Raw genomic sequence first — 22,227 nt, 5'->3', positions numbered from 1 at the left:
CCCTTCCACAGATTTATATGGAGACCCCATGTCCCACCTCATCCTGCACCACTACCCATCGTCCCCGTTTTCCGAAAAGATCCGTGCGGTGCTGGGCTTCAAGCAACTGGCCTGGAAGTCCGTCATCATCCCCAGCGTCATGCCCAAGCCCGATGTGGTGGCGCTGACCGGTGGCTACCGCAAGACGCCGTTCTTGCAGATCGGCGCCGACATCTATTGCGACTCGGCCCTCATCTGCGACGTGCTGGAGCACGAACAGCCCGAGCCCGTGCTGTACCCGCCGCACCTCAAAGGCGTGGCGCGCGTGTTTGCGCAATGGGCCGATTCCACGTTGTTCTGGGCGGCCATGGCCTACAACCTGCAGCCCAAGGGCGCAGCGGTGCTGTTTGCCAATCTGCCGCCCGCCGCTGCGCAGGTGTTTGGCGAGGACCGCCGCGAGATGAGCGCAGGCATGCAGCGCCTGCGCCCGGCCGACGCCACGGCCGCCTACCGTTCGTACCTGCGCCGCATCGCCCACATGGCCGAAGAGCATGAGTTCCTGTTCGGCGCCGAGCCCTGTCTGGCCGACTTTGCGGCCTACCACCCGCTGTGGTTCACGCGCCAGTGCGTGCCGGTGATGGCCGACATCTTTGCCGCCACGCCCGCCGTGCTGGAGTGGATGGACCGCATCGCCGCACTGGGCCATGGCCGCATGGAGAAGTTCAGCGCTGCCGACGCCATCACCGTGGCCGCCGGCATGGAGCCGCTGCCGCTGACCGACGATGTATTCCAGGACGAGCACGGCATACCGCTGGGCAGCCAGGTCACGATTGCCGCCGAGAGCTTTGGCACCGAGCCAACCGAAGGTGAGCTGATTGCCGCCACCCGCACCCGTTACACGCTGCGCCGTACCGATCCGCGCGCAGGTACGGTGCACGTTCACTTTCCCCGCATCGGCTACGTGCTGCGGCCGGTAACGTCGGCTCCCTGAAAAACAGCCGCCTTTTTGATCGCATTGCGCCCGATGCGCTCTGCGCGTTCGGGCGGCGTTGGCCGAAGCTAGGTGTCGGCATCGCAGCCGGCCCGTGTTTCACGACCGCACCCCATCATCCATCGACAACCCTTAGGAGACACACAACATGATCGACAACTTTGCCGGCAAAACCGCCGTCCTCACCGGCGCAGGCTCGGGCTTTGGCCTGGAATGCGCGCGCATTGGCGCCCGCCTGGGCATGAACCTGGTGCTGGTGGATGTGCAGCAGGATGCTCTGGACGCCGCGACGGCCGAGATGCAGGCTGCAGGCGCTCAGGTGCTGGCGCGCAAGGTGGACGTGTCGAACTCCGCGCAAATGGAGCAGCTGGCCGCCGACGTGCAGCAGCGCTTTGGCGCACCGCACCTGGTGTTCAACAACGCGGGCGTGGGCGCGGGCGGCCTGGTGTGGGAGAACTCGGTCAAGGACTGGGAGTGGGTGCTGGGCGTGAACCTGATGGGCGTGGTGCACGGCGTGCGCCTGTTCACACCCATGATGCTGGCAGCCGCCAAGGCCGACCCGGCCTGGCGCGGCCACATCATCAACACCGCCAGCATGGCGGGCCTGCTGGCAGCGCCCAACATGGGCATCTACAACGTGAGCAAACACGCTGTGGTGGCCCTGTCGGAAACGCTGTACCAGGACCTGTCGCTGGTCACCGACCAGATCGGCGCCAGCGTGCTGTGCCCCTTCTTTGTGCCCACCGGCATCAACCAGAGCCACCGCAACCGCCCCGGCGACCTGCCTGCCGAAAAGCCCACCAAGAGCCAGCTCATCGGCCAGGCCATGAGCGACAAGGCTGTGGGCAGCGGCAAGGTGACCGCGGCCGAGGTGGCGCAGAAGGTGTTCGACGCCGCAGCACAAGGCCAGTTCTACATCTACAGCCACCCCAAGGCCCTGGCCTCGGTGCAGACGCGCATGGAAGACGTGATGATGGGCCGCAACCCTACCGACCCGTTTGCCGCCAAGCCCGAGCTGGGCGCACAGCTGCGCGCGGCACTGCGGGCGGACTGACCAGCGCAACGCGCCCACAGACGCCTGGCGACAGGTGTTTGAATAAAAATAGCTGCATGCGCTAGTGCAATATGCGCAAGCAGCTATTAAATACATAGCATATGTCTCCGGATGCTCCGCTGAACGCTGATGCCCACGAGGCCGCATGGGGCCACGCTCTGTTCGACACGGCGCTCGGCCCCTGCGGCATTGCCTGGGGGCCCGGTGGCATTGCGGCAGTGCAATTGCCCGAGGCCGATGCACCGGCCACCCAGGCGCGCCTGCTGCGCGGGCTGCGGCAGGGCACCTATCCGCAGGTATTACCGCCGGCCGTTCCGCCAGCCGTGGTGCGCCATGCCATCGCAGGCATCCAGGGCTTGCTGGCCGGGCAGGCGCTGGACCTGCGGGAGGTGCCGTTGGACATGTCGGGCGTGTCGGCGTTTCACCAGCAGGTGTACGCCATTGCACGGGCCATTCCGCCGGGCCAGACGCGCACGTATGGCGAGGTGGCAGAGCAAATGGGCGGCAAGGGCCTGTCGCGCGCCGTGGGGCAGGCGCTGGGCCTGAACCCGTTTGCGCCCGTCGTGCCCTGCCACCGGGTGCTGGCAGCGGGTGATAAACCCGGCGGCTTTTCTGCCGGGGGCGGCGCGCTGACCAAGATGCGCATGCTAGAGATCGAAGGAGCCTGCCTGGGCGGTACGCGTTCGCTGTTTGGCAGCGCGGACTAGCCCAGCAGACTTGCCCCGCCATGCGGCAGTGATCGGTTGCGGGGAGGGTCGGCGCGGCTGGCTGCACAAGTGTGTTACGGAGTGCTACATTTGTTGAAGCGCCTGTTTTTTGTGCAGTAGCGAGGCGCCTCGCGCTCTGTGCATCAAGGCATCGCGTCCGGGGCTGCAGTGGCTCCACCTTGACCCCCCCATCCCTCCGCTCCCGGCATTCAGGAGAAAGTTGCCCATGTCACCCGAACGCCAACGACTGACCCGCATGCTGTTTGACGAGTACATCGCCATGTATGCGTCGCGCGATGCCCGGTTGGTGGACCGCTTCAGCGAGAACTTCAGCGGCTTTGCGGGCAGCAGCGACAAGCTCATCAAGTCCCGCAGCGAGTGGGTGGACATCACGCGGCTCGACTTTGCGCAGGTGCCCGGGCACATCGGCATCGAGATGCGAGACATCTTCCCCCAGGAGCTCGGTGCCGACGTGCTGGCCGTGACCGCGTTTTTCCACATCCACCTGCCCAACCCTGATCCGCTGTTTGCCAGTGAGACCGCCCGTTTGGTGCTTGTCTTCCGGCAGGAGGGCGACGACTGGAAAATTGCGCACAGCAGCATCTCCATCCCCTACGGCCTCGCGCGCGACGGCGAGGTGTACCCCGCCAGCCGCCTGCAGCAGCGCAACCAAGAACTGCAGGCCCTGGTGGACGAGCGCACGCAGGCGCTGGCCCAGGCCAACAACCAGCTGCAACTGCTCAGCAACACCGACGGCCTGACGGGTATTGCCAACCGCCGCCACTTTGACCAGGCCCTGGCCCATGAATGGGCGCGTGCCCAGCGGGCCCATGGCCCGGTGTCGCTGATCATGCTGGACGTGGACGTGTTCAAGCACTTCAACGACCACTACGGCCATCTCGCGGGCGACGCCTGCCTGAAGTCCCTGGCCCTGACGCTGGCGCAGACCGGGGGACGCCGCGACGGCGACGTGGTGGCACGGTTTGGCGGTGAGGAGTTTGTGGTGCTGCTGCCCGGCGCCGATGCCCCCGCTGCGCTGGAGGTGGCCCAGCACATCCAGCAGGCCATCCAGGCGCTGGCCTTGCCGCACGAGGATGCCCCCCACGGCATCGTGACGGTGAGCTTTGGTGTGGCCACCATGGCGCCCGAGCGCGAGCAACTGGCCGAAGAACTGGTGCGTCGCGCGGACCGCGCGATGTACCGAGCCAAACAGGGCGGGCGCAACCGCATCGAGCAGGCGCCGGAGCCCTAGAGCCGAACGGGGCCTGCCGGAGCGCCGTCGCCTTTATCGGGCCGCCAGCTTTGCGACCTCTTCCGCTACCCCCCGCACCGTGAGCGGCGCGCAGCCCTCTGCGTGGTTGCTGATGGTCACGAAGGCGTTCTGCCCCCGACCCGTGGTGCCCGCGATGACGGCAGCCAGCGCTGCCCGGGTTTCCGGTGCCGGGTGGTGCAGGCGGTCGTATGGCTCGTACAGCCGCTCAGCCTCTTCATAGCCGTAGGGGCCGTGCACGGAGTTCAGGTTCCAGCGACACACCAGCGGGCCGGGCCACAGCGCACGCAACATGGGCAACTGGTCCTGCAGCGGCGGCATCTTGGCATGCAGCCCCAGGCAATAGGTGGCGCCCGCTTCGCGCAGCATGGCCGCAAAGTCCGGCGTCAGCCACTCGGGGTCGCGCACCTCCACGGCAATCACGCCGTCAGGCGCCAGGGGTGCCAACGGGGGCAGGGCCTGCAGCATGGCACGCAGACGATCCAGCAAGGCGGGCATGCGGTCCAGCTGCGCCAGCGGCAGCGGGCTGAGCTGGAACACCAGCGCGCCCAGCTTGTGGCCCAGCCCCTGTAGCGCAGGCTCCACACACTCGCTATGCGCCAGCTCGGGGCTCAAGAACGCCGGGTTGGGCTGGCGGCCCCGACCGTCTTCGCTGCGCACCAGGGCGTCTGTGACTACGCTGGGCGCCTTCACCACAAACCGGAAATCGTCGGGCACCTGCGACGCATAGCGCTCGTACTGGCTCACCGTGAGCGGGCGGTAGAAGCTGCGGTCGATGCTCACCGTGCGCATCAGCGGGTGCTGGGCGTACACGGCCAGCCCTTGTTTGGAAAGCTGTGTGTCGGAATGCTCGCCCTCCCACACCAGGCCTTTCCAGCCGGGGTAGGTCCATGACGACGTGCCCAGGCGCAACCGGTGCGGCAGGGCGGCGGCGAGGGTCGTCAGTGCATCGTCCGGAGCGATGGGCGCCACGGTGCCAGACCGGGTGCGCCGCGTGGGGGCGTCGGTGCCCGGCACGATGGGCGAAGCGGGTGCCGAGGCTGCAGCTTCTGCCGGCGGCGGCTTGGGTAGCGTGTCGCCAAAAAGATCGTCTTGCATGCGCTGGGGTGGGGCGGCTAAGAGCAGAGCGAGGGGGCCAAGGCGCTACGCGCCGCCAAACAGCCCGCTCTCGTCCAGCAGGTCAAACGCGATCTGGGGCTGGGCGTCCATGCTCTTCTTGATGGCCGCCGGAATGGCCTGCCGCGTCTTGCGGCACAGGCCCCGCTGTTCGTGCACCAGGATTGCAATGCCGCGCAGGCTGCGCACCTCGTTCGGGCTTTGGGTGATGGACAGGCGAATGCCCAGTTGTTGCTCCATGCGCTCCTGCATCCTGCGCAGGTCGGCCAGGCTGCCCAGGTTTTCCAGCCGCTCCAGCATCTTCTTTTCTTCGCTGCGCGTGAGCATCAGGATGCGCACATCGCTGCCTGGCGTCTGGAGTAGCGCATCCCGGTCGCACACACAGGTGCCGGGAGGGCATTCAGTGCGGATGGGGAAGGGGGGAAGGGACATGGAACGGCGTGTGAACAGTCCTTCATTCTATGAAGGGCTGGCCGTGCCGAGCGTGCGGCTGCCCGTAAGCCCATGCAGTCCACCAACAAAAAGGGCTCCCAAAAGGAGCCCTTTTTGCCTGCCCGCCCTTGCGGTTCAGTTAACACTCCCCATGGCAGCAGCACCCGCACCGCGCGAAGTGCCACCGCCATGGGAAGTCCCGCAACTGCTTCAATCCAACTCAAGCAGTTGGTCTGCCAAATTACATGACGCTGAATTCACCCGAAGGGATCTGGCCGGTGCGCACAGCTTCGGCAGCCTGGGCACGCACGGCAGCGCGGTCGGCGGTGGACTTGTAGGTCACCACGCGCGAGCCAGCAGGCTCGATGCTGCGTGTTTGTGCCACGGTAGCGGCTTCAGCGGCCACTTCAGCGCGGGTGCGGTTCGTGTCGAACTTCAGGGCGAATTGCGAGCCATCGGCTTCGTCAGCATGGGCGCCAAAGGCGGCGAAAGCGGCAACAGCGGCGACGGAGAGGAAACGGGCGGTCTTGTTCATGATGAAAATCCTTAAAAGCTAAAAAAGCGTCTCAAAAAAGCCGGGTCAAAAACCATTCCTGAACCGGGTTCGGTGAGTCGCCTTGCGGGTTCGGCTCATCGATGGGATGAACTGTACGCCGATGGTGTTCAGAGAAAAACCACTCAGTCGCAAACTAACTGTTCCAGTATTGAGAACAATCCGCCGCCCCGTCTCCGGGCTGCCAAACCGCCTGTGGCAAACTCGCGCGCTTCGCTTTTTTTGTTTGACCGAGTTTCAGAGAGTCCGCCCCACCCATGCAGCAGATCGTTTGGCAGTTGGCCGCAGAAATCAAAGTCAGTGAACAACAGGTGCGCGCAGCGGTGGAGCTGCTGGATGGCGGCGCCACGGTGCCCTTCATCGCGCGCTATCGCAAGGAAGTGACGGGCGGGTTGGACGACATCCAGCTGCGTGAGCTGGAGGCGCGCCTGTCTTACCTGCGCGAGCTGGAAGACCGCCGCGTGGCCGTGCTCAAGGCGATTGACGAGCAGGGCAAGCTGACCGATGCACTGCGTGCCGCCATTGCCGCCGCGCCCACCAAGCAGGAGCTGGAAGACATCTACCTGCCCTTCAAGCAAAAGCGCCGTACCAAGGGCCAGATCGCCCGTGAATTCGGCATCGAGCCGCTGGCCGACAAGCTGTTTGCCGACCCCACGCTGGACCCTACCGTGGAGGCCGCTGCATTCACCAAGCCACCCGAAGTGCTGGACGACGGCAAGCCCGGCGCCGATTTCTCCACCGTGCCTGCCGTGCTCGACGGCGTGCGCGACATCCTCTCCGAGCGCTGGGCCGAAGACCCGGCGCTGGTGCAAAACCTGCGCGAGTGGTTGTGGGCCGAGGGCCTGCTGCGCAGCAAGAAGGTGGACAGCAAGAACGAGAACGACCCCGAGGTCTCCAAGTTCCGCGACTACTTCGACTACGACGAGCCGATTGGCCGCGTGCCCTCGCACCGTGCGCTGGCGGTGTTCCGGGGGCGTGGGCTGGAGATTCTGGAAGCCAAGTTGGTACTGCCGGTGGAGCCCGAACCCGGCAAGCCCAGCATCGCCGAAGGCAAGATCGCCTTGCACCTGGGCTGGAGCCACCAGGGCCGCAAAGCCGATGACCTGATCCGCAAATGCGTGGCCTGGACCTGGCGCGTGAAGCTCAGCCTCTCGACCGAGCGCGACCTGTTCGCCCGCCTGCGCGACGAGGCCGAAAAAGTGGCCATCAAGGTGTTTGCCGACAACCTGCGCGACCTGCTGCTGGCCGCCCCTGCCGGCCCGCGCGTGGTGATGGGGCTGGACCCCGGCATCCGCACCGGTGTGAAGGTGGCGGTGGTGGATGCCACCGGCAAGCTGGTGGAGACGGCCACGGTGTACCCGCACGAGCCCAAGCGCGACTGGGATGGCTCGTTGTTCACGCTGGCCAAGCTCGTGGAAAAACATGGCGTGAACCTGATTGCGATTGGCAACGGCACGGCCAGCCGCGAGACCGACAAACTGGCCGCCGATCTGATCAAGATGGCGGCCAAGGCCGACCGCGCCATCGAGAAGGTGGTGGTGAGCGAGGCGGGTGCCTCGGTGTATTCCGCCAGCGAATACGCATCGCAAGAGATGCCCGATGTGGACGTGAGCCTGCGCGGCGCCGCCTCCATTGCCCGCCGCCTGCAAGACCCGCTGGCCGAGTTGGTCAAGATCGACCCCAAGAGCATCGGCGTGGGCCAGTACCAGCACGACGTGAACCAGAGCGAGCTGGCACGCACCCTGGGCACGGTGGTGGAAGACTGCGTGAACTCTGTGGGTGTGGACCTGAACACGGCTAGCGTGCCGCTGCTGTCGCGTGTGTCGGGCCTGTCGGGCAGCGTGGCCAAGGCCGTGGTGCGCTGGCGCGAGGCCAACGGCGCGTTCAAGAGCCGCAAGCAGCTGATGGAAGTGGCGGGCCTGGGCGCCAAGACCTTTGAGCAGAGCGCGGGCTTCTTGCGCATTCGCGGCGGTGACAACCCGCTGGATATGACGGGCGTGCACCCCGAGACCTACCCGGTGGTCGAGCAGATCATGGAAAAGACCGGCAAGCCGGTGGCCGAGTTGATGGGCCGCGCCGACATGCTCAAGACGCTCAAGCCCGAGTTGTTCGCCAACGAAAAGTTTGGCGTGATCACCGTCAAGGACATCCTGGCCGAGCTGGAAAAGCCCGGCCGCGACCCGCGCCCCGACTTCAAGGTGGCGCGCTTCAACGACGGCGTGGAAGACATCAAGGACCTGAAGGAAGGCATGATCCTCGAAGGCACGGTGAGCAACGTGGCCCAGTTCGGCGCCTTTGTGGACCTGGGCGTTCACCAGGACGGCCTGGTGCATGTGAGCCAGCTGGCGCACAAGTTTGTGAACGACGCGCGCGAGGTGGTCAAGACCGGCGACATCGTCAAGGTCAAGGTCATGGAGGTGGACGTGGAGCGCAAGCGCATCGGCCTGTCGATGAAGCTGGACGCCGCGCCACCCCGGCAGGGCGGCGACCGGGGCGCACCCCGTGACAACCGCTTTGAGGGCGCAGGCCGTGGCTATGCACAACCCCAGCGCCGTGGGCCCGAGCCTGTGCAGCAGTCGGCCATGGCCTCGGCATTTGCGAAGTTGCAACAGGCCAAAGGCCGCTGACGCAGCCCGCTGTGCCGCCGGTGGTTTTTTGGCCGTGCAGGGGCCCATAATCGCCAGCACCTGAACCAACCACCGGCGCCGTACCCCATGGAGTTGAACGCACTGCTGGCCCAACCTGTGGCACTGCCCAGCCTTCCGCGCGCCGTGGCGCTGCTGATGAGCGAGCTGGCCCACGCTGAGCCCAGCCTGCGGCGCCTGAACCAGCTGTTTGGCACCGACCCGGCCCTGGCCGCGCGCCTGCTGGAGTTGGCCAATTCCCCCACCTTTCAGCTTCCCGGGCAGATTGCGGGCATCCCCGAGGCGCTGGCGCTGCTGGGCACCGCACAGCTGCGCACGCTGGTCACCTCGGCGCCGCTGGGCACCACGTCACGCTCGGTGCCCGGGGTGAACATGCAGCAGTTCTGGCGTTACAGCCTCAACACCGCCAAGCTCGCGCGCTCGCTGGCGGGCATCGTCCACCACAACCAAATCGCGGCGTATACCGCCGGTTTGCTGCATGCGCTGGGCGAGCTGGTGATCCACCTGGCCGACCCCGAGAAGGCCCAGTCAGTCAACACCCTGGTGGCGCCATTTGACCTGCGCCGCGACAAGATCGAGCAGCGCATCTTTGGCTACAGCTATGGGCAGGTCACAGCGGGCTGCGCGCGCCGCTGGCAACTGCCCGAGGTGGTGATTGATGCCCTGCAGCACCAGCATGCGCCGTTTGACAACAAGGTGTACGAACCCTTGGCAGGCGTGATCCACCTGGCCGCCTGGCGCGCCCGCGCCCGCGAGGCTGAGCTCAACGAGAAGGAGTTGGCAGTGTCCTTCCCTGGCGAAGTGGGGCTGGCCCTGGGGCTCGACATCGACATGGTGCTGCAGCAAGACCCGATTGACTGGACCGCCCGGCCGGAGGCGGCGGCGGACTTCATCGTCTAGCAGCCCGGTAGCGGGTCAGGCGGTTGCCTTGGGGAGGGCGCTGCGGGGGCGGTCTACGGATTGACTGTGCCGCCCCAGCCGCTTTGCGACAATCGGCGCCATGAAAGCACTGCGCATCCACGCTGGCCCCCGCGCCCGCCAACACCTCGAACAACAGGGCCTGCAGCCCGCTGATGTGGGGGTGATTCCGGCAGCTGCCGGTGGCCCCAAGGGGCTGATCCTGGGGCCGATGGACCGTTTCATCTTTGGGGAATGGCTACCGCGCTCTGACCAGCCCGTGCACCTCGTGGGCGCCTCCATCGGCGCCTGGCGCATGGCAACAGCCTGCCTGCAGCAGTCGGTGGCGGCGTTTGAACGGCTGGAACACGACTACATCCACCAGGACTACGAGTTGCCACCCGGCAAAAAGCGTCCCACGGCTGCCCATGTGAGCGAGCGGTTTGGCCAGAACCTGGAGGCCTTCTATGGCGGGCGGGTGCAGGAGGTGCTGAGCCACCCGCGCTACCGCCTGCACATCGTCACATCCCGGGGCCGCCATGTGCTGGGGCGCGAACATGCGCTGGGTACGCCCCTGGGGTATCTGGGGGCGTTCGTGACCAACACCGTGCACCGCAAGGCGATGGGGGCCTGGCTGGAGCGGGTGGTGTTTTCCTCGTCAGGCGCCGCCTTGCCTTTTGCCACGACCGATTACCGCACCCGGCAGGTGGGGTTGAGCGCAGACAACTTCATGCAAGCGCTGCAGGCCAGCTGCTCGATCCCGTTTGTGTTGCAGGCCGTGCACAACATCCCGGGCGCGCCCCGGGGCGCCTACTGGGATGGGGGCATCACCGACTACCACCTGCATCTTGCCTATGGTCTGCCGAACAGTGGTGCTTCTGAATTGATAGCTGCTCAGGCAATGAGTACTAGCGCTTCCGGCGGAAAAGGCTTCAAAACCGCGTCCGAGCCGTTGCGTGCGGGTGCTGGCGGCATCGTGCTCTACCCCCACTTCCAGCACCGCGTTGTGCCGGGCTGGCTGGACAAGGGGCTGAAGTGGCGCCACAAGGCCACGTCGGCGCTCGACAACATGGTGGTGCTGTCACCCGACCCGGACTGGGTGCGCCGATTGCCCAACGCCAAGCTGCCCGACCGCAACGACTTCACCCACTACGGCACGGACAGCCGTGCCCGGGCGCAGGCGTGGCTGACGGCCACGCGCGCCAGCCAGCAGCTGGTGGATGAGTGGCGCGAATGGCTGGAGCGGCCGGACATGGGCGCGGTGCAGCCGTTGTAGTGCGGCGGGGCCGCAGCGCCATCGTCGCCCGCTGGGACCGCTGCGCTGGCCGAAGGATTCTCAGGTCGAGGCAGACCGGCGCGCTGCCTCTTGCACCGCCCGGGCCGCATGGCGTGCAGCGTGGTCGCGGGCCCAGGGCAGCACATCGGCTGCAGGCATGGGCTTGGCAATGCCGTACCCCTGCGCGCGTTCGCAGCCCAGCTCCAGCAGCTTGGCGCAGTGCTCGGCGGTCTCGACGCCTTCGGCCACCACATGGCGGTGGAACGCAGCTGCCAGCGCCACGATGGCTTTGACGAGGGTGAGGTCGTCGCCGTCCTCCAGAATGCCGCGCACGAACGATTGGTCGATCTTGATCGTCTCGGCGGGCAGGCGCTTGAGATAGGACAGGGACGAAAAGCCGGTGCCAAAGTCGTCCAACGCAAAACGCACGCCCAGGGCCTGGCAGCTTTGCATCATGCGGCGCATGTACTGCATGTCTTCCAGCGCGGCGGACTCCAGGATCTCCAGCTCCAGCCGCGAGGGAGACACCTCCGGGCAGGTGTGCAGGATGTCCTTGAGCCGCTGCACAAAGTTGGGCCGGTGGAAGTGGGGCGCTGCGATGTTGACGCTGACCTCCCAACCCATGCCCGCGTCGCTCCATACCCGCATCTGTGCCAGGGCCTGGCGAAGTACCCATTCGCCCAGCTCGACCTGCAGGTCCGTGTCCTCCACCAGCGGCAGCACGTGCTGCGGGCCCAGCAGCCCCTCCTGCGGGTGTTGCCAGCGCAGCAGGGCTTCCAGCCCGATGATCTCGCCGGTGCGCAGGTTGACCTTGGGCTGATAGTGCAGCACCAGCTCGCCCGCGTGCAGTGCGCGGGCCACCCGGGTCTGGCGGGTGTGCTGGGTCTGCACGGCGTGGTCGTGCTGTACATCGAACACGTGCAGCTGGTTGCGCCCGAAGCTCTTGGCCTGGCACATGGCCTGGTCGGCGTGGCGCAGCAGGGTGTCGGGGTTGGCATCGTCTTGCGGAAACACGGCCACGCCAATGCTGACGGTGATGTTCACCAGGCGGTCGTCAATCGCATAGGGCGCGGCCAGTTGCTGCATCAGCACAGCCAGGCGCGCCTCGATGGCAGGCACATCGGGCTGTTCGCCCAGCAGAAGCACAAACTCGTCGCCGCCCATGCGGGCCACGGCTTCATGGGGAGTGATGAAGGCGCCCAGGCGCCGGGCCACTTCCTTGAGCAGGCGGTCGCCCACGCGCTGGCCAAAGGTGTCGTTCACCGCCTGGAAGTGGTCCAGGTCCAGCATGCACACTGCCAGCAGCAGCTGATGGTTGCGGGCCACAAACAGGGCGTGCGTGAGCTTTTCGGCCAGCGCTGCGCGGTTGTACAGGCCGGTGAGCGCATCGTGGCGCGCATGCCAGGAGATCTGGTGGCGCAGGTTGCGTGTTTCGGTCACGTCGCGGAACACCAGCACGCAGCCTGTGGCGTGGCCGCTGCCCTCGCGGATGGCGGCGGCCGTGTACTCGATGGCGTAGCGCTCGCCCGAGCGGTGGATCAGCACCTCGTAGGTGGCCTGCTGCAGCCCGCCAGGCTGCGTGTCGCGTTCGGCGGCCGCGCTGGCGGTGCGGCTGGCGGGCTCTTCGTACAGGCGAAACACGTCGTCCAGCTGCCGGCCCAGCGCCTGGTCGGCGGTGAAGCCGGTCATGAGCTGTGCGGCCTCGTTGATGGTCTCGATGCGCCCACCCAGGTCGGTGGTGATGACGCCGTCGCCGATGGAGGCGAGGGTGACCTCGGCACGCTCCTTTTCGGCGCGCAGGGCCTCCTGGGCGCGTTTGCGTTCCGTCACGTCCACCAGCGTGCCGATGGTGCCGGCCAGTTCGCCGTTGGTGCTGGTGAAGGGCGCTTCGTAGTAGGCCATGTCCAGCGGGGGCTGGTGGGGCGGGCGGATGCGGATCTCGTTGTCGTGCGCGCTGGCGATGTGGGCCGACCGTTCCGGGGCCAGTTCTGCAGGCAGGCTGGCGCCTGCGGCGCCGTCACCGCCCGGCTGCGACTGGAACAGGCGCTGCCATGCGCGGTTGGCGTCCAGGTAGGTGCCGTCGGCATGGCGCACAAACACGGGCAGGGGCAGGGCATCGATCAACTGGCGGGTGAAGTGCAGTTGCTCGCTTTGCTGGCGCTGCGTTTCATGCAATGACAGCACCAGGGACTGCACCTTGCCCGCCATGTCGTTGAAGGTCTCGGCCATGGCGCGGGACTCCAGCGTGCCGGTGACCTCCATGCGCGTGCTCAGATAGCCCTGGCGAAACGCATCGGTGGCCCGGGCCAGGCGCTGCAGCATGCGAGCATTGGCGCGCAGCAATAGCGTCAGCAAAAAGAAGATGGTGAAGATGTTGAGTGCCGAGATGCGCGCCTGCACCAGCACCGTGGCCCACACCTGGTCTGTCAGGGGCTGCGGATGGGCCGTTACCGTCAGTCGGCCCGATGTGCCATCTGCCAGCGCCAGGCCGGACTGCTGCACCGGGGCAGAGAGGTCCAGCCAGTCGGTAAACCATTTGGGAGCAACGGCGGGGTAGGGAAAGGCGGTGACCTCGATGGCGGGCTGGTCGGCGGCCTGCCATTTGATGGATGCCACTGCCGGCGCGGCCTGCGCCAGCCCCTCGGTCAGGATACGGGTGACACTGTCGGCATCGGGCGCGGGCTCGGCGGCCAGGCGCAGCTGCAACGGGTCGCTGGCGCGTCGCAGTTCCGTGGAGCCTTGCTGCAGGGCTTCGTCAGTTTCTGCAGCCAGCAGGTAGTGGTAGCGCACCCCCGTGACCAGCAGGATGATCGCCACGATGGACACATACAGCCGGGGGTAGGTGCCCCGCAGAAGCCAGGTGGTGAGATTTCCGGTGCGCATTGACGGTGGTCCTCCCCACAACCCCTGTGGTAATGAATGGTTAATTAATTGTTGACAGCGGCGAGTCTATCTTGTGAGAAGTTGTGAGCGCGGTTTTGCGCAGCACCACCGGCTGGGTGTTGCTGATGTGTGACGTTTTGTAAAACTGAGGAGCCGCCGGCGAGCACAAGCTGCTCCTGACAAGGGCACTGGCACACGCTGGTTTCCCGCGCCCTGGGCTGCCGCGCTCAGGTGCACGGCAGTTGCCCCAACGGCGACGCGGCTGGGTTCAGAGCGACTGCGTCAGCATGTCGCGGTATTCCTCGGGCGTGGCGATGCGCGGGTTGGTCTTGTGGCAGTGGTCGGCCATCGCGCCCTTGATGATGTCGTCGAACATCGCCTCGTTCACGCCCATGGCGGCCAGGCCCGTGGGCAGGCCCAGGCGGGCGTTCATGTCGCGGATGGCTTCGGGGATGTCGCCTGCGCTGGCCAGACCCATGGCGTGGGCCATGCGTTTCAGGCGCTTCTCTTTTTGCACCGATTCGGCCTGCGCGTTGAAGCGGATTACTGCGGGCAGGAACATCGCATTGAGCGTGCCGTGGTGCAAGCGCGGGTTCACGCCGCCAAGGCTGTGGCTGAGCGAGTGCACGGCGCCCAGGCCCTTCTGAAAGGCCATGGCACCCTGCATGCTGGCGCTCATCATGTGCAGGCGTGCATCGCGGTCGCTGCCGTTTTTGGTGGCCTGCTCGATGTTCGCCCAGCCGCGTGTGAGGCCGTCCAGCGCAATGCCGTCGGCGGGTGGGTTGAACGCGGCGGACATGAAGGTCTCCATGCAGTGGGCAATCGCATCCATGCCCGTGGCGGCCGTGAGCATGGGGGGCAGGCCCAGCGTGAGCTCGGGGTCGCAGATGGCGGTCTTGGGCACCAGGTTCCACGAGTGAAAGCCGAGCTTGCGGTGGTCGTCCACGATGATGATGGCGCCGCGCGCCACCTCGCTGCCCGTGCCGCTGGTGGTGGGCACAGCGATCAGCGGCGCGGCGCGGTCGGTGATGCGCGGCGAGCCGCCCTCGATGGTGGCGTAGTGGGTGAGGGGGCCTTCGTGCGTGGCGGCAATCGCGATGCCCTTGGCACAGTCTATGGCCGAGCCGCCACCCACGGCAATCAGGCCGTCGCAGCCCTGGGCCTTGTACATGTCCACGGCAGCGCGCACGGCGGCTTCGGTGGGGTTGGACGGGGTCTGGTCAAACACGGCCACCGTCATGCCCGGCAGCGCATCGAGCGCCTTTTGCAGCACCCCTGCGGCCTTCACGCCGGGGTCCGTCACGATCAACGGGCGGGTGATGCCCACGCGCTCGCATTCCTGCTTGAGCAGTTGGACAGCGCCGAATTCAAACTGGATCTGGGTGACGTAGTAGATGAAAGCCATGGTGCAACAGGATGTGTGAATGGGAGTGCCAGCGATTACGATAGCTCGCCAGCCCTTGAAACGAGTTCTGAGCCCACTTTATAAGGAGGAGACAGCCTTGAAAACGAAGCAAACCCTGATGGCGGCCCTGGTAGCCGTCGCATCTGTGACAAGCGCCCAGGCCCAGTGCCTGACGGACGCACAGGCCGCCGACCTGGTGGCCAACTATGTCGCCAAGACCCCCGCCGCCAACCCCGAGAACCTCACGGACGCCGATGGCGCCTGCACACGCGGCAAGGTCAACGCCTTGCTGGCCCAGCGCATGGGCAAGGTGATTGGCTACAAGGCCGGCCTGACCAATCCCGCCGTGCAAAAGCGCTTCAACACCGACAAGCCCGTGTGGGGCAAGCTGTACGAAGGCATGGTGCTGCCCAGTGGCGCCACGGTGGATGCGGCCTTTGGTGCCCGTCCCCTGTACGAGGCCGACATGCTGGTGCGCGTGAAAAGCGCCGCCATCAACCAGGCCAAGACCCCCATGGACGTGCTGGACGCCGTGGACCAGATCATCCCGTTCATCGAGCTGCCCGACCTGATGGTGCAGGCGCCGCCCAAGCTCAACGGTGCGGGCGTGACTGCCATCAACGTGGGTGCGCGCCTGGGTGTGGCGGGTGCCCCGATTGCCGTGCCGGCGTACCGGGGCGAACGTTTTGCGATGCTGAAGGCCCTGGCCGACATGAACGTGTCGCTGACCGATGGCGCGGGTGCGCGCCTGGGTGGCGGCAAAGGCAGCGACATCCTGGACCACCCGCTCAACGCGGTGGTGTGGCTGGCCGGTGCGCTCGCACAAGAAGGCCTGGCCATGCAGCCGGGCGACCTGATCAGCCTGGGCTCGTTCTCTGCATTGCTGCCGCCCAAGGCTGGCTTGTCGGTAACGGCCACCTACGACGGCCTGCCCGGCGCTGCACCCGTGCAACTGAGCTTCAAGTAACCCACCCCTCAGCGGCCCGCCGCCGCGCGGGCCGTTGTCTTTTTTGCCGAGACCCCGACCGTTGACCGACCTGCACATCCACCACACACGCCTGACCCCGCAGATGCGCAGCGTGCTCGAACGCATGGCCCGCGCCGGGCACCCGCCGCTGCACACGCGCACGCCGCAAGAGGCACGCATCGCCTACCAGGCAGGTGCCGACGTGCTGGAGGTGCCCAAGGCCGCGCTGGCGCGGGTGGAAGACCTGCGGATCCCCACCCGCGACGGTGCACAGCTGCCCGCACGGCTGTACGCGCCCAGCACCGACAAGGGCCTGCCGGTGCTGCTGTACACGCACGGCGGCGGCTTCACCATCGGTAACATTGCCACGCACGACATCCTGTGCCGCGAGCTGGCGCGTCTGGCCGGTTGCATGGTGGTCTCGCTGGACTACCGGCTGGCGCCGGAGTACCGCTTTCCCACGGCCAGCAACGATGCGTGGGATGCGTTGCAATGGCTCGCTGCCAACGCTAAGGGCCTGGGCGCTGACCCCCAACGCCTGGCCGTGGGCGGTGACAGCGCAGGCGGCACACTGGCCGCCGTCAACGCCATCCTGGCGCGCGATGCGGGCCTGCCTCTGGCGCTACAGCTGCTGATCTACCCCGGCTGCGCAGCCCACCAGGACACGCCTTCGCACGCCACCTTTGCGCGCGGCCTGGTGCTGGAAGAGCCCGCCATCAGCTGGTTCTTTGGCCACTACGTGACCACGCGCGAGGAGCGCGAAGACTGGCGGTTTGCCCCGCTGCTGGCGCCGGACGTGGAAGGCGTGGCGCCCGCCTGGATCGGCCTGGCCGAATGCGACCCGCTGGTGGACGAAGGCGTGGACTACGCAGACAAGCTGCGCCTGGCGGGCGTGCCCGTGGACCTGGACATCTACCGGGGCGTGACCCACGAATTCATCAAGATGGGCCGCGCCATTCCCGAAGCGCGCAAGGCCCACGCCGACGCAGCCCGTGCGCTGCGGCTGGCTTTTCACCTGGAGTAAACGAACCCATGCAACGCAGTGATTTCCGTTGTTTCCACCGCCTGCGCGTGCGCTGGGCCGAGGTGGACATGCAAAAGATCGTGTTCAACGCGCACTACCTGATGTACGTGGATACCGCCATGTCCGAGTACTGGCGTGCGCTGGCGCTGCCGTACGAGGCGAGCATGCTGGCGCTTGGCGGCGAGATGTATGTGAAGAAGGCCACTGTGGAGTACCACGCCTCGGCGCGGCTGGATGACACGCTGGATGTGGGCCTGAAGTGCGCGCGCATCGGCAATTCGTCGTGCCTGTTCACGGCGGGCATTTTCTGTGGCGACAGGCTGCTGATTTCGGCCGAACTGGTCTATGTGTTTGCCGACCCTGCCACGCAGACCTCCCGCCCCGTGCCGCCCGCATTACGCGCCATCTTCGAAGGCTTTGAAGCGGGCGCCGAAATGGCCGAGGTGCGCACGGGCGACTGGAACACTCTGGGCCGCGATGCCGGCCGCGTGCGCACCGATGTGTTTGTGCACGAGCAGGGCATCCCGGCCGAGGTCGAGGCCGATAGGCATGACATCTCGGCGCGCCACGCTGTGCTGTACAACCGGCTGGGCATGCCCGTCGCTGCGGGCCGCCTGCTGCAGCACGCGCCCGGCGTGGGCCGCATCGGCCGCATGGCGGTGGACCGGTCGGTCCGCGGCGCGCAGTGGGGTCGCCAATTGCTGGATGCGCTGGTGGACGCGGCGCGTGCCCGGGGCGATGCCGAAGTGCAATTGCACGCCCAGCGCAGCGCCGAGGGCTTTTACCGCCGTGCGGGGTTCGCGGTGGTGGGCGAGCCGTACGAAGAGGCGGGCATTGCGCACGTTGCCATGGCCCGCAAGCTCTAAGGGTTTGCTATTAAAAGGAGAGCTGCTCGGGCATGTTCGACTAGCGCATTCGCCCGATTTGGCTCAAATATCGTCCAGCAGCGGGTAGGGCAGGGGCAACAACGACAGCGCCACACCGTCTGCTGCACCCACCTGCAGTGCGCCCTCTTGGGCGGCGCTAATCTGCAGCGACACGATGGTGTCAAACCCACCGCCCGGCGCAGCGGCCACCTGCACCACGGCGCCGCAGGGTTGTTCCAGGTCGCTGGTGCTGAACACCTCGGCGCCCACCGCCACCTCGGCCGCTGCGTGGGCGATGTAGGCGCGGCGCTTGAGCGTGCCCCGGAACTGGCTGCGCGCCACCACTTCCTGGCCGGGGTAGCAGCCTTTCTTGAAGTTCACGCCGCCCACCGATTCATAGTTAAGCATCTGGGGCACAAAGGCTTCGACCACTGGCGTGGTCAACGTGGCGACGCCGCTAGCGACTTCGCTCCAGAGCCACAGCGTGGCATCCAGCGCAGGGCCTGCGGGCGCGGGCTCCGTGGCGGGGGCCACCCACAGGGCGCGCGGGGTGCCGTTGGCGGGGTACAGGTGCACCACCGTTGCAGTGCCTAAATCGGCCTTGGACCAAGCTGGTTGTGCGCTACCAGCTACGGCATTGATAGCGTCTCCAGCGATGCCATACAGCGCAAAGTCACCGGTGGCATCCGTCAACTTGGCCTTGGCGCGCAGTACAAACATCGACAGGCGCTTGAGCGTGGCAGGCAGCAGGTCACGGCTGCAGACCAGCAGCACCTCGGTGGCGCTGCGCTTGAAGCCGATGAAGCTGGCCTGCATGCGGCCCTTGGCCGACAAGAAGGCCGCAAGGCGGGCCTGGTCCATGCCCAGCAGGGCGAAATCCTGGGTGAGCTGGCCGTGCAGAAACTTGGCGGCGTCTTCGCCTTCCACGCGAATCACGCCGAGGTGGGACAGGGGGGCAATGCCATTCAAGGGGTAGGTCATCGCTGAATTATGATGCCCTGATTCATACATATTGGTAGCAGGGTTGTGCGACGTTTACTGGCTTTGATCGTGTTGGTGGGGATCGCACTGGGCGGCGCTGCGTATTGGTGGCTGCACCAGCCGCTGGACTTGGGCCCGGAGCCGCTGGAGCTGGCCATTGAGCCCGGCACCACGCCGCGCGGCGTGGCCCGCGATGTGGTGGCGGCTGGGGTCAAGACGGACGCTCGCCTGCTCTACGCCTGGTTCCGCGTCTCGGGGCAAGACCGCGCCATCAAGGCCGGCAACTACGAACTCCCGCCCGGCACCACGCCCATCAGCCTGCTGCAAAAGCTGGCCCGGGGTGAAGAGGCGCTGCGCGCGCTCACCCTGGTGGAAGGCTGGAACTGGCGCCAGGTGCGCCAGGCGCTGGCCAAGGAAGAGCAGCTCCGACACGACGCTGCCGCGCTGACCGACGAAGCGCTGATGGCCCAGCTGGGCCGCCCCGGCGTGGCGCCCGAGGGGCGGTTCTTCCCGGACACCTATACCTACGCCAAAGGATCCAGCGACATCGCCTTGCTGCGCCGGGCGATGCACGCCATGGACCGCCATCTGGAGGCAGCCTGGGCCCAGCGCGCGGCCGATACGCCGCTCAAGTCAGCGGACGAGGCGCTGACGCTGGCCAGCATCGTGGAAAAGGAAACCGGCAAGGCCAGCGACCGGGGCCAGATTGCGGGCGTGTTCGTCAACCGCCTGCGGGTGGGCATGCTGCTGCAGACCGACCCCACGGTGATCTATGGCCTGGGCGAGAAGTTCGACGGCAACCTGCGCAAGCGCGACCTGCAGACCGACACCCCCTGGAACACCTACACCCGCCCCGGCTTGCCGCCCACGCCCATCGCCATGCCCGGCAAGGCCTCGCTGCTGGCCGCCGTGCAGCCCCAGGCCACGCGCGCGCTCTACTTTGTGGCCAAGGGCGACGGCACCAGCCACTTCAGTGCCTCGCTGGAGGAGCACAACCGCGCCGTCAACCGCTACCAGCGCGGGCAGCAGTAAACCGTTTCTTGAACCAAGGTGCCCATGTCACGACCCGGTCTGTTCATTTCGTTTGAAGGCATCGACGGTGCAGGCAAGTCCTCGCACATCGAGGGCCTGGCTGCGGCGTTCCGTACCCAGGGCCGCACCGTCACCGTGAGTCGCGAACCCGGCGGCACGCCGCTGGCCGAAAAGCTGCGCGAGATGGTCCTGAACGACCCGATGGATGCGCTCACCGAGTCCCTACTGATCTTTGCTGCCCGCCGCGACCACCTGCGCAACGTGATCGAGCCCGCTTTGGCCCGTGGCGACGTGGTGCTGTGCGACCGGTTCACCGACGCCACTTTTGCCTACCAGGGCGCAGGGCGGGGTTTTGATCTCGGGGTGCTATCAACTTTGGAGCGCTTGGCCCAGACGGGACTGGCGCCTGAGGCCAATTTGATGCGTGAGCCCGATCTGACGGTGTGGTTTGACCTGGCGCCCGAGGTGGCGGCCGAGCGCCTGGCGGGTGCGCGGGTACCCGACCGCTTCGAGGCCCAGCCGGTCGAGTTCTTCCGCCGCGTGGCCCAGGGCTATGCCGACCGCGCCGCTGCGGCGCCCCAGCGTTTTGCGCGTCTGGACGCTGCGCAGGAGCGCCACCGCGTGTGGCAGCAGCTGACGAGCGTGTTTGTGCGCAAGGGCTGGCTGGCCATCATGGTGGCGACACAGGGAGGGCCGCAATGAGCGAAGCCGCCGTGGCGCTGGCGCCTTGGATCGCCGCACAGCGCACCAGCCTGCTGGCCCAGCGCGGCCATGCGTGGCTGCTGCAGGGACCGTCGGGCCTGGGGCAGTACGCCCTGGGGCTGGAGCTGGTCCGCGCATGGCTGTGCAATACACCAACGGAGCAGGGCGCCTGCGGCCACTGCGGCAGCTGCCACGCCATCGATGTGCGCACCCATGCCGACTTGTGCGTGCTGATGCCCGAGGTGCAGATGATGGCGCTGGGCTGGCCCCTGTCGGAAAAGGCGCAGGCAGACATCGACGACAAGAAACGCAAGCCCAGCCGCGAAATCCGTGTCGAAGCCATGCGCGATGCGGTGGAGTTTTCGCAGCGCACCTCGGCGCGTGGCAAAGGCAAGGCCGTGCTGGTCTATCCGGCCGAGCAGATGAACCATGTCACGGCCAATGCGTTGCTCAAGACACTGGAAGAACCGCCGGGCGACGTGCGTTTTGTGCTGGCCAGCGAGGCTGCGCACCAGCTGCTGCCCACCATCCGCAGCCGCTGCCTGGGCCACACCATGGTCTGGCCTGTGGAGGCCGACAGCCTGGCCTGGTTGCAGGCCCAGGGCCTGGCCCGGGATGCGGCAGCGTCGTTTCTGCGCGCGGCAGGCGGGCGGCCTGAGGACGCCTTGGCCCTGGCCCAGTCGGGTCGCAGCCCGCAGGCCTGGTCCGCCTTGCCGCAGGCGGTGGCACGGGGCGATGTGACGGCGCTGGGCGACTGGGCTCCGGCCCAGGTGATCGACGCGCTGCAAAAGCTCTGCCACGACCTGCTGGCCGCCAGCGTGGGCGCCGCACCACGCTACTTTGCGCCCGCCGACCTGCCCAAGACGCCGCCGCTGGGTGCTCTCACGCGCTGGTCGCGCGCACTGTCCAAGGCCGCGCGCACGGCGGACCATCCGTTCAATGGCGGGCTCATGCTGGAGGCGCTTGTCGCCCAGGCGCGAAACACCCTACACTCCAGACACTAAGCCGCACCCCCACCCATGAGCAGTCCATCCACCGCGCCCCGTCCCAGCGTCATGCAGCTGGCCATCAAGGAAAAGGCCGCGCTTTATGCCGCCTACATTCCTTTTTTTGCCGAAGGGGGCATCTTTGTGCCCACCCAGCGCGACTACAAGCTGGGCGACGATGTGTATGTGCTGCTGACCTTGCCAGACGACACCCAGCGCTACCCCGTGGCAGGCCGTGTGGCCTGGGTGACGCCCGCACGTGCCGCAGGCAACCGCACCCAGGGCGTGGGCATCCAGTTCCCCAAGGACGAAAAATCCCGCCAGCTCAAGGCCAAGATCGAGGAATTGCTGGGAACTGCGCTGGGCTCCGACCGTCCTACCCAGACGATCTGACCGCGCCGCCGCCGCCCCCGTGCCGACCCGCGCTGGCTGGTCGGCTTTTTTGTTTAGGACTTGCGCAA

20 protein-coding genes are annotated in these 22,227 nt (G+C 66.8%); 14 read left to right on the top strand and 6 right to left on the bottom strand.

The window, feature by feature from the left end:
- Nucleotides 1-28 precede the first annotated feature (28 nt).
- The 4 genes from ACODSU_RS13605 (at nucleotide 29) to ACODSU_RS13590 (ending at nucleotide 3,983) form a co-directional block, all read left to right on the top strand.
- Nucleotides 29-970 carry a glutathione S-transferase family protein gene (locus ACODSU_RS13605; RefSeq protein WP_476016852.1) on the top strand — a complete coding sequence of 314 codons (942 nt, stop codon included), beginning with the start codon at nucleotides 29-31 and terminating at the stop codon, nucleotides 968-970.
- A 148-nt stretch (nucleotides 971-1,118) separates the two neighbouring features.
- Nucleotides 1,119-2,024, top strand: coding sequence for an SDR family oxidoreductase (locus ACODSU_RS13600; protein ID WP_476016851.1), 906 nt, complete (start codon nucleotides 1,119-1,121; stop codon nucleotides 2,022-2,024).
- 101 nt (nucleotides 2,025-2,125) lie between these two features.
- Nucleotides 2,126-2,731 (top strand): methylated-DNA--[protein]-cysteine S-methyltransferase, encoded by a 606-nt coding sequence (locus ACODSU_RS13595; protein ID WP_110958506.1) that lies wholly within the window; start codon nucleotides 2,126-2,128, stop codon nucleotides 2,729-2,731.
- Nucleotides 2,732-2,957: 226 nt separating this feature from the next.
- A complete protein-coding gene (locus ACODSU_RS13590; RefSeq protein WP_488842694.1) occupies nucleotides 2,958-3,983 on the top strand; it encodes a diguanylate cyclase domain-containing protein in 1,026 nt (341 codons plus the stop codon).
- Nucleotides 3,984-4,016: 33 nt separating this feature from the next.
- Here the strand turns inward: ACODSU_RS13590 and ACODSU_RS13585 are convergent, their stop codons facing one another.
- From ACODSU_RS13585 to ACODSU_RS13575, 3 genes are all read right to left on the bottom strand, one after another.
- Nucleotides 4,017-5,099: a DUF72 domain-containing protein gene (locus ACODSU_RS13585; protein WP_488842693.1), complete on the bottom strand. Its 1,083-nt coding sequence runs from the start codon at nucleotides 5,097-5,099 to the stop codon at nucleotides 4,017-4,019.
- Nucleotides 5,100-5,144: 45 nt separating this feature from the next.
- Nucleotides 5,145-5,549 carry a hypothetical protein gene (locus ACODSU_RS13580; protein WP_476016847.1) on the bottom strand — a complete coding sequence of 135 codons (405 nt, stop codon included), beginning with the start codon at nucleotides 5,547-5,549 and terminating at the stop codon, nucleotides 5,145-5,147.
- A 241-nt stretch (nucleotides 5,550-5,790) separates the two neighbouring features.
- A complete protein-coding gene (locus ACODSU_RS13575) occupies nucleotides 5,791-6,084 on the bottom strand; it encodes a DUF4148 domain-containing protein (RefSeq protein ID WP_488842692.1) in 294 nt (97 codons plus the stop codon).
- 275 nt (nucleotides 6,085-6,359) lie between these two features.
- Between ACODSU_RS13575 and ACODSU_RS13570 the strand changes: the two genes are divergently transcribed.
- The 3 genes from ACODSU_RS13570 to ACODSU_RS13560 all read left to right on the top strand — a co-directional run bounded on the left by ACODSU_RS13570 (nucleotide 6,360) and on the right by ACODSU_RS13560 (nucleotide 10,920).
- Nucleotides 6,360-8,729, top strand: a complete 2,370-nt coding sequence (locus ACODSU_RS13570) for a Tex family protein (RefSeq protein WP_488842691.1) — start codon at nucleotides 6,360-6,362, stop codon at nucleotides 8,727-8,729.
- A gap of 87 nt (nucleotides 8,730-8,816) precedes the next feature.
- Nucleotides 8,817-9,647, top strand: a complete 831-nt coding sequence (locus ACODSU_RS13565) for an HDOD domain-containing protein (protein WP_015013848.1) — start codon at nucleotides 8,817-8,819, stop codon at nucleotides 9,645-9,647.
- Nucleotides 9,648-9,747: 100 nt separating this feature from the next.
- Nucleotides 9,748-10,920: a patatin-like phospholipase family protein gene (locus tag ACODSU_RS13560; protein ID WP_209819494.1), complete on the top strand. Its 1,173-nt coding sequence runs from the start codon at nucleotides 9,748-9,750 to the stop codon at nucleotides 10,918-10,920.
- Nucleotides 10,921-10,980: 60 nt separating this feature from the next.
- On the opposite strand, the gene ACODSU_RS13555 is transcribed toward ACODSU_RS13560, so the two are convergent.
- Together ACODSU_RS13555 and ACODSU_RS13550 are read right to left on the bottom strand one after the other, a co-directional pair.
- Entirely contained in the window at nucleotides 10,981-13,803 is a 2,823-nt protein-coding gene (locus ACODSU_RS13555; RefSeq protein ID WP_488842690.1) for an EAL domain-containing protein, read from the bottom strand.
- A gap of 268 nt (nucleotides 13,804-14,071) precedes the next feature.
- Nucleotides 14,072-15,208 (bottom strand): iron-containing alcohol dehydrogenase, encoded by a 1,137-nt coding sequence (locus tag ACODSU_RS13550; RefSeq protein WP_488842689.1) that lies wholly within the window; start codon nucleotides 15,206-15,208, stop codon nucleotides 14,072-14,074.
- Nucleotides 15,209-15,305: 97 nt separating this feature from the next.
- On the opposite strand from ACODSU_RS13550, the gene ACODSU_RS13545 reads away from it, so the two are divergent.
- The 3 genes from ACODSU_RS13545 (at nucleotide 15,306) to ACODSU_RS13535 (ending at nucleotide 18,065) form a co-directional block, all read left to right on the top strand.
- Complete coding sequence (locus ACODSU_RS13545) at nucleotides 15,306-16,175, top strand: 2-keto-4-pentenoate hydratase (RefSeq protein WP_295938501.1); 870 nt, start codon at nucleotides 15,306-15,308, stop codon at nucleotides 16,173-16,175.
- A gap of 61 nt (nucleotides 16,176-16,236) precedes the next feature.
- On the top strand, nucleotides 16,237-17,199 hold the full coding sequence (locus tag ACODSU_RS13540; protein WP_488842688.1) for an alpha/beta hydrolase: 963 nt from the start codon (nucleotides 16,237-16,239) through the stop codon (nucleotides 17,197-17,199).
- 8 nt (nucleotides 17,200-17,207) lie between these two features.
- A complete protein-coding gene (locus tag ACODSU_RS13535) occupies nucleotides 17,208-18,065 on the top strand; it encodes a YbgC/FadM family acyl-CoA thioesterase (protein ID WP_488842687.1) in 858 nt (285 codons plus the stop codon).
- Nucleotides 18,066-18,128: 63 nt separating this feature from the next.
- Here ACODSU_RS13535 and ygfZ read toward each other — a convergent pair whose 3' ends face one another.
- Nucleotides 18,129-19,046, bottom strand: a complete 918-nt coding sequence (ygfZ, locus tag ACODSU_RS13530; protein WP_488842686.1) for a CAF17-like 4Fe-4S cluster assembly/insertion protein YgfZ — start codon at nucleotides 19,044-19,046, stop codon at nucleotides 18,129-18,131.
- Nucleotides 19,047-19,091: 45 nt separating this feature from the next.
- Here ygfZ and mltG point away from each other — a divergent pair, with 45 nt between their 5' ends.
- The 4 genes from mltG to ACODSU_RS13510 are packed head-to-tail and all read left to right on the top strand — an operon-like array spanning nucleotide 19,092 to nucleotide 22,159.
- Nucleotides 19,092-20,078, top strand: a complete 987-nt coding sequence (mltG, locus tag ACODSU_RS13525) for an endolytic transglycosylase MltG (protein ID WP_488842685.1) — start codon at nucleotides 19,092-19,094, stop codon at nucleotides 20,076-20,078.
- Nucleotides 20,079-20,102: 24 nt separating this feature from the next.
- Nucleotides 20,103-20,780: a dTMP kinase gene (gene tmk, locus ACODSU_RS13520; protein ID WP_056645245.1), complete on the top strand. Its 678-nt coding sequence runs from the start codon at nucleotides 20,103-20,105 to the stop codon at nucleotides 20,778-20,780.
- The gene (locus ACODSU_RS13515) at nucleotides 20,777-21,784 is read left to right on the top strand and encodes a DNA polymerase III subunit delta' (protein WP_488842684.1); all 1,008 of its coding nucleotides are present in this window, start codon (nucleotides 20,777-20,779) and stop codon (nucleotides 21,782-21,784) included. The genes tmk and ACODSU_RS13515 overlap by 4 nt, the downstream gene beginning before the upstream one ends.
- A 15-nt stretch (nucleotides 21,785-21,799) precedes the next feature.
- Nucleotides 21,800-22,159 carry a PilZ domain-containing protein gene (locus tag ACODSU_RS13510; protein ID WP_015013859.1) on the top strand — a complete coding sequence of 120 codons (360 nt, stop codon included), beginning with the start codon at nucleotides 21,800-21,802 and terminating at the stop codon, nucleotides 22,157-22,159.
- The last annotated feature ends 68 nt before the right edge of the window (nucleotides 22,160-22,227 follow it).

It is taken from the genome of Acidovorax sp. FG48, assembly GCF_057809085.1.
Note: the sequence above shows the minus strand (reverse complement) of the source record. Positions and strands in the feature narration are given on the sequence as shown.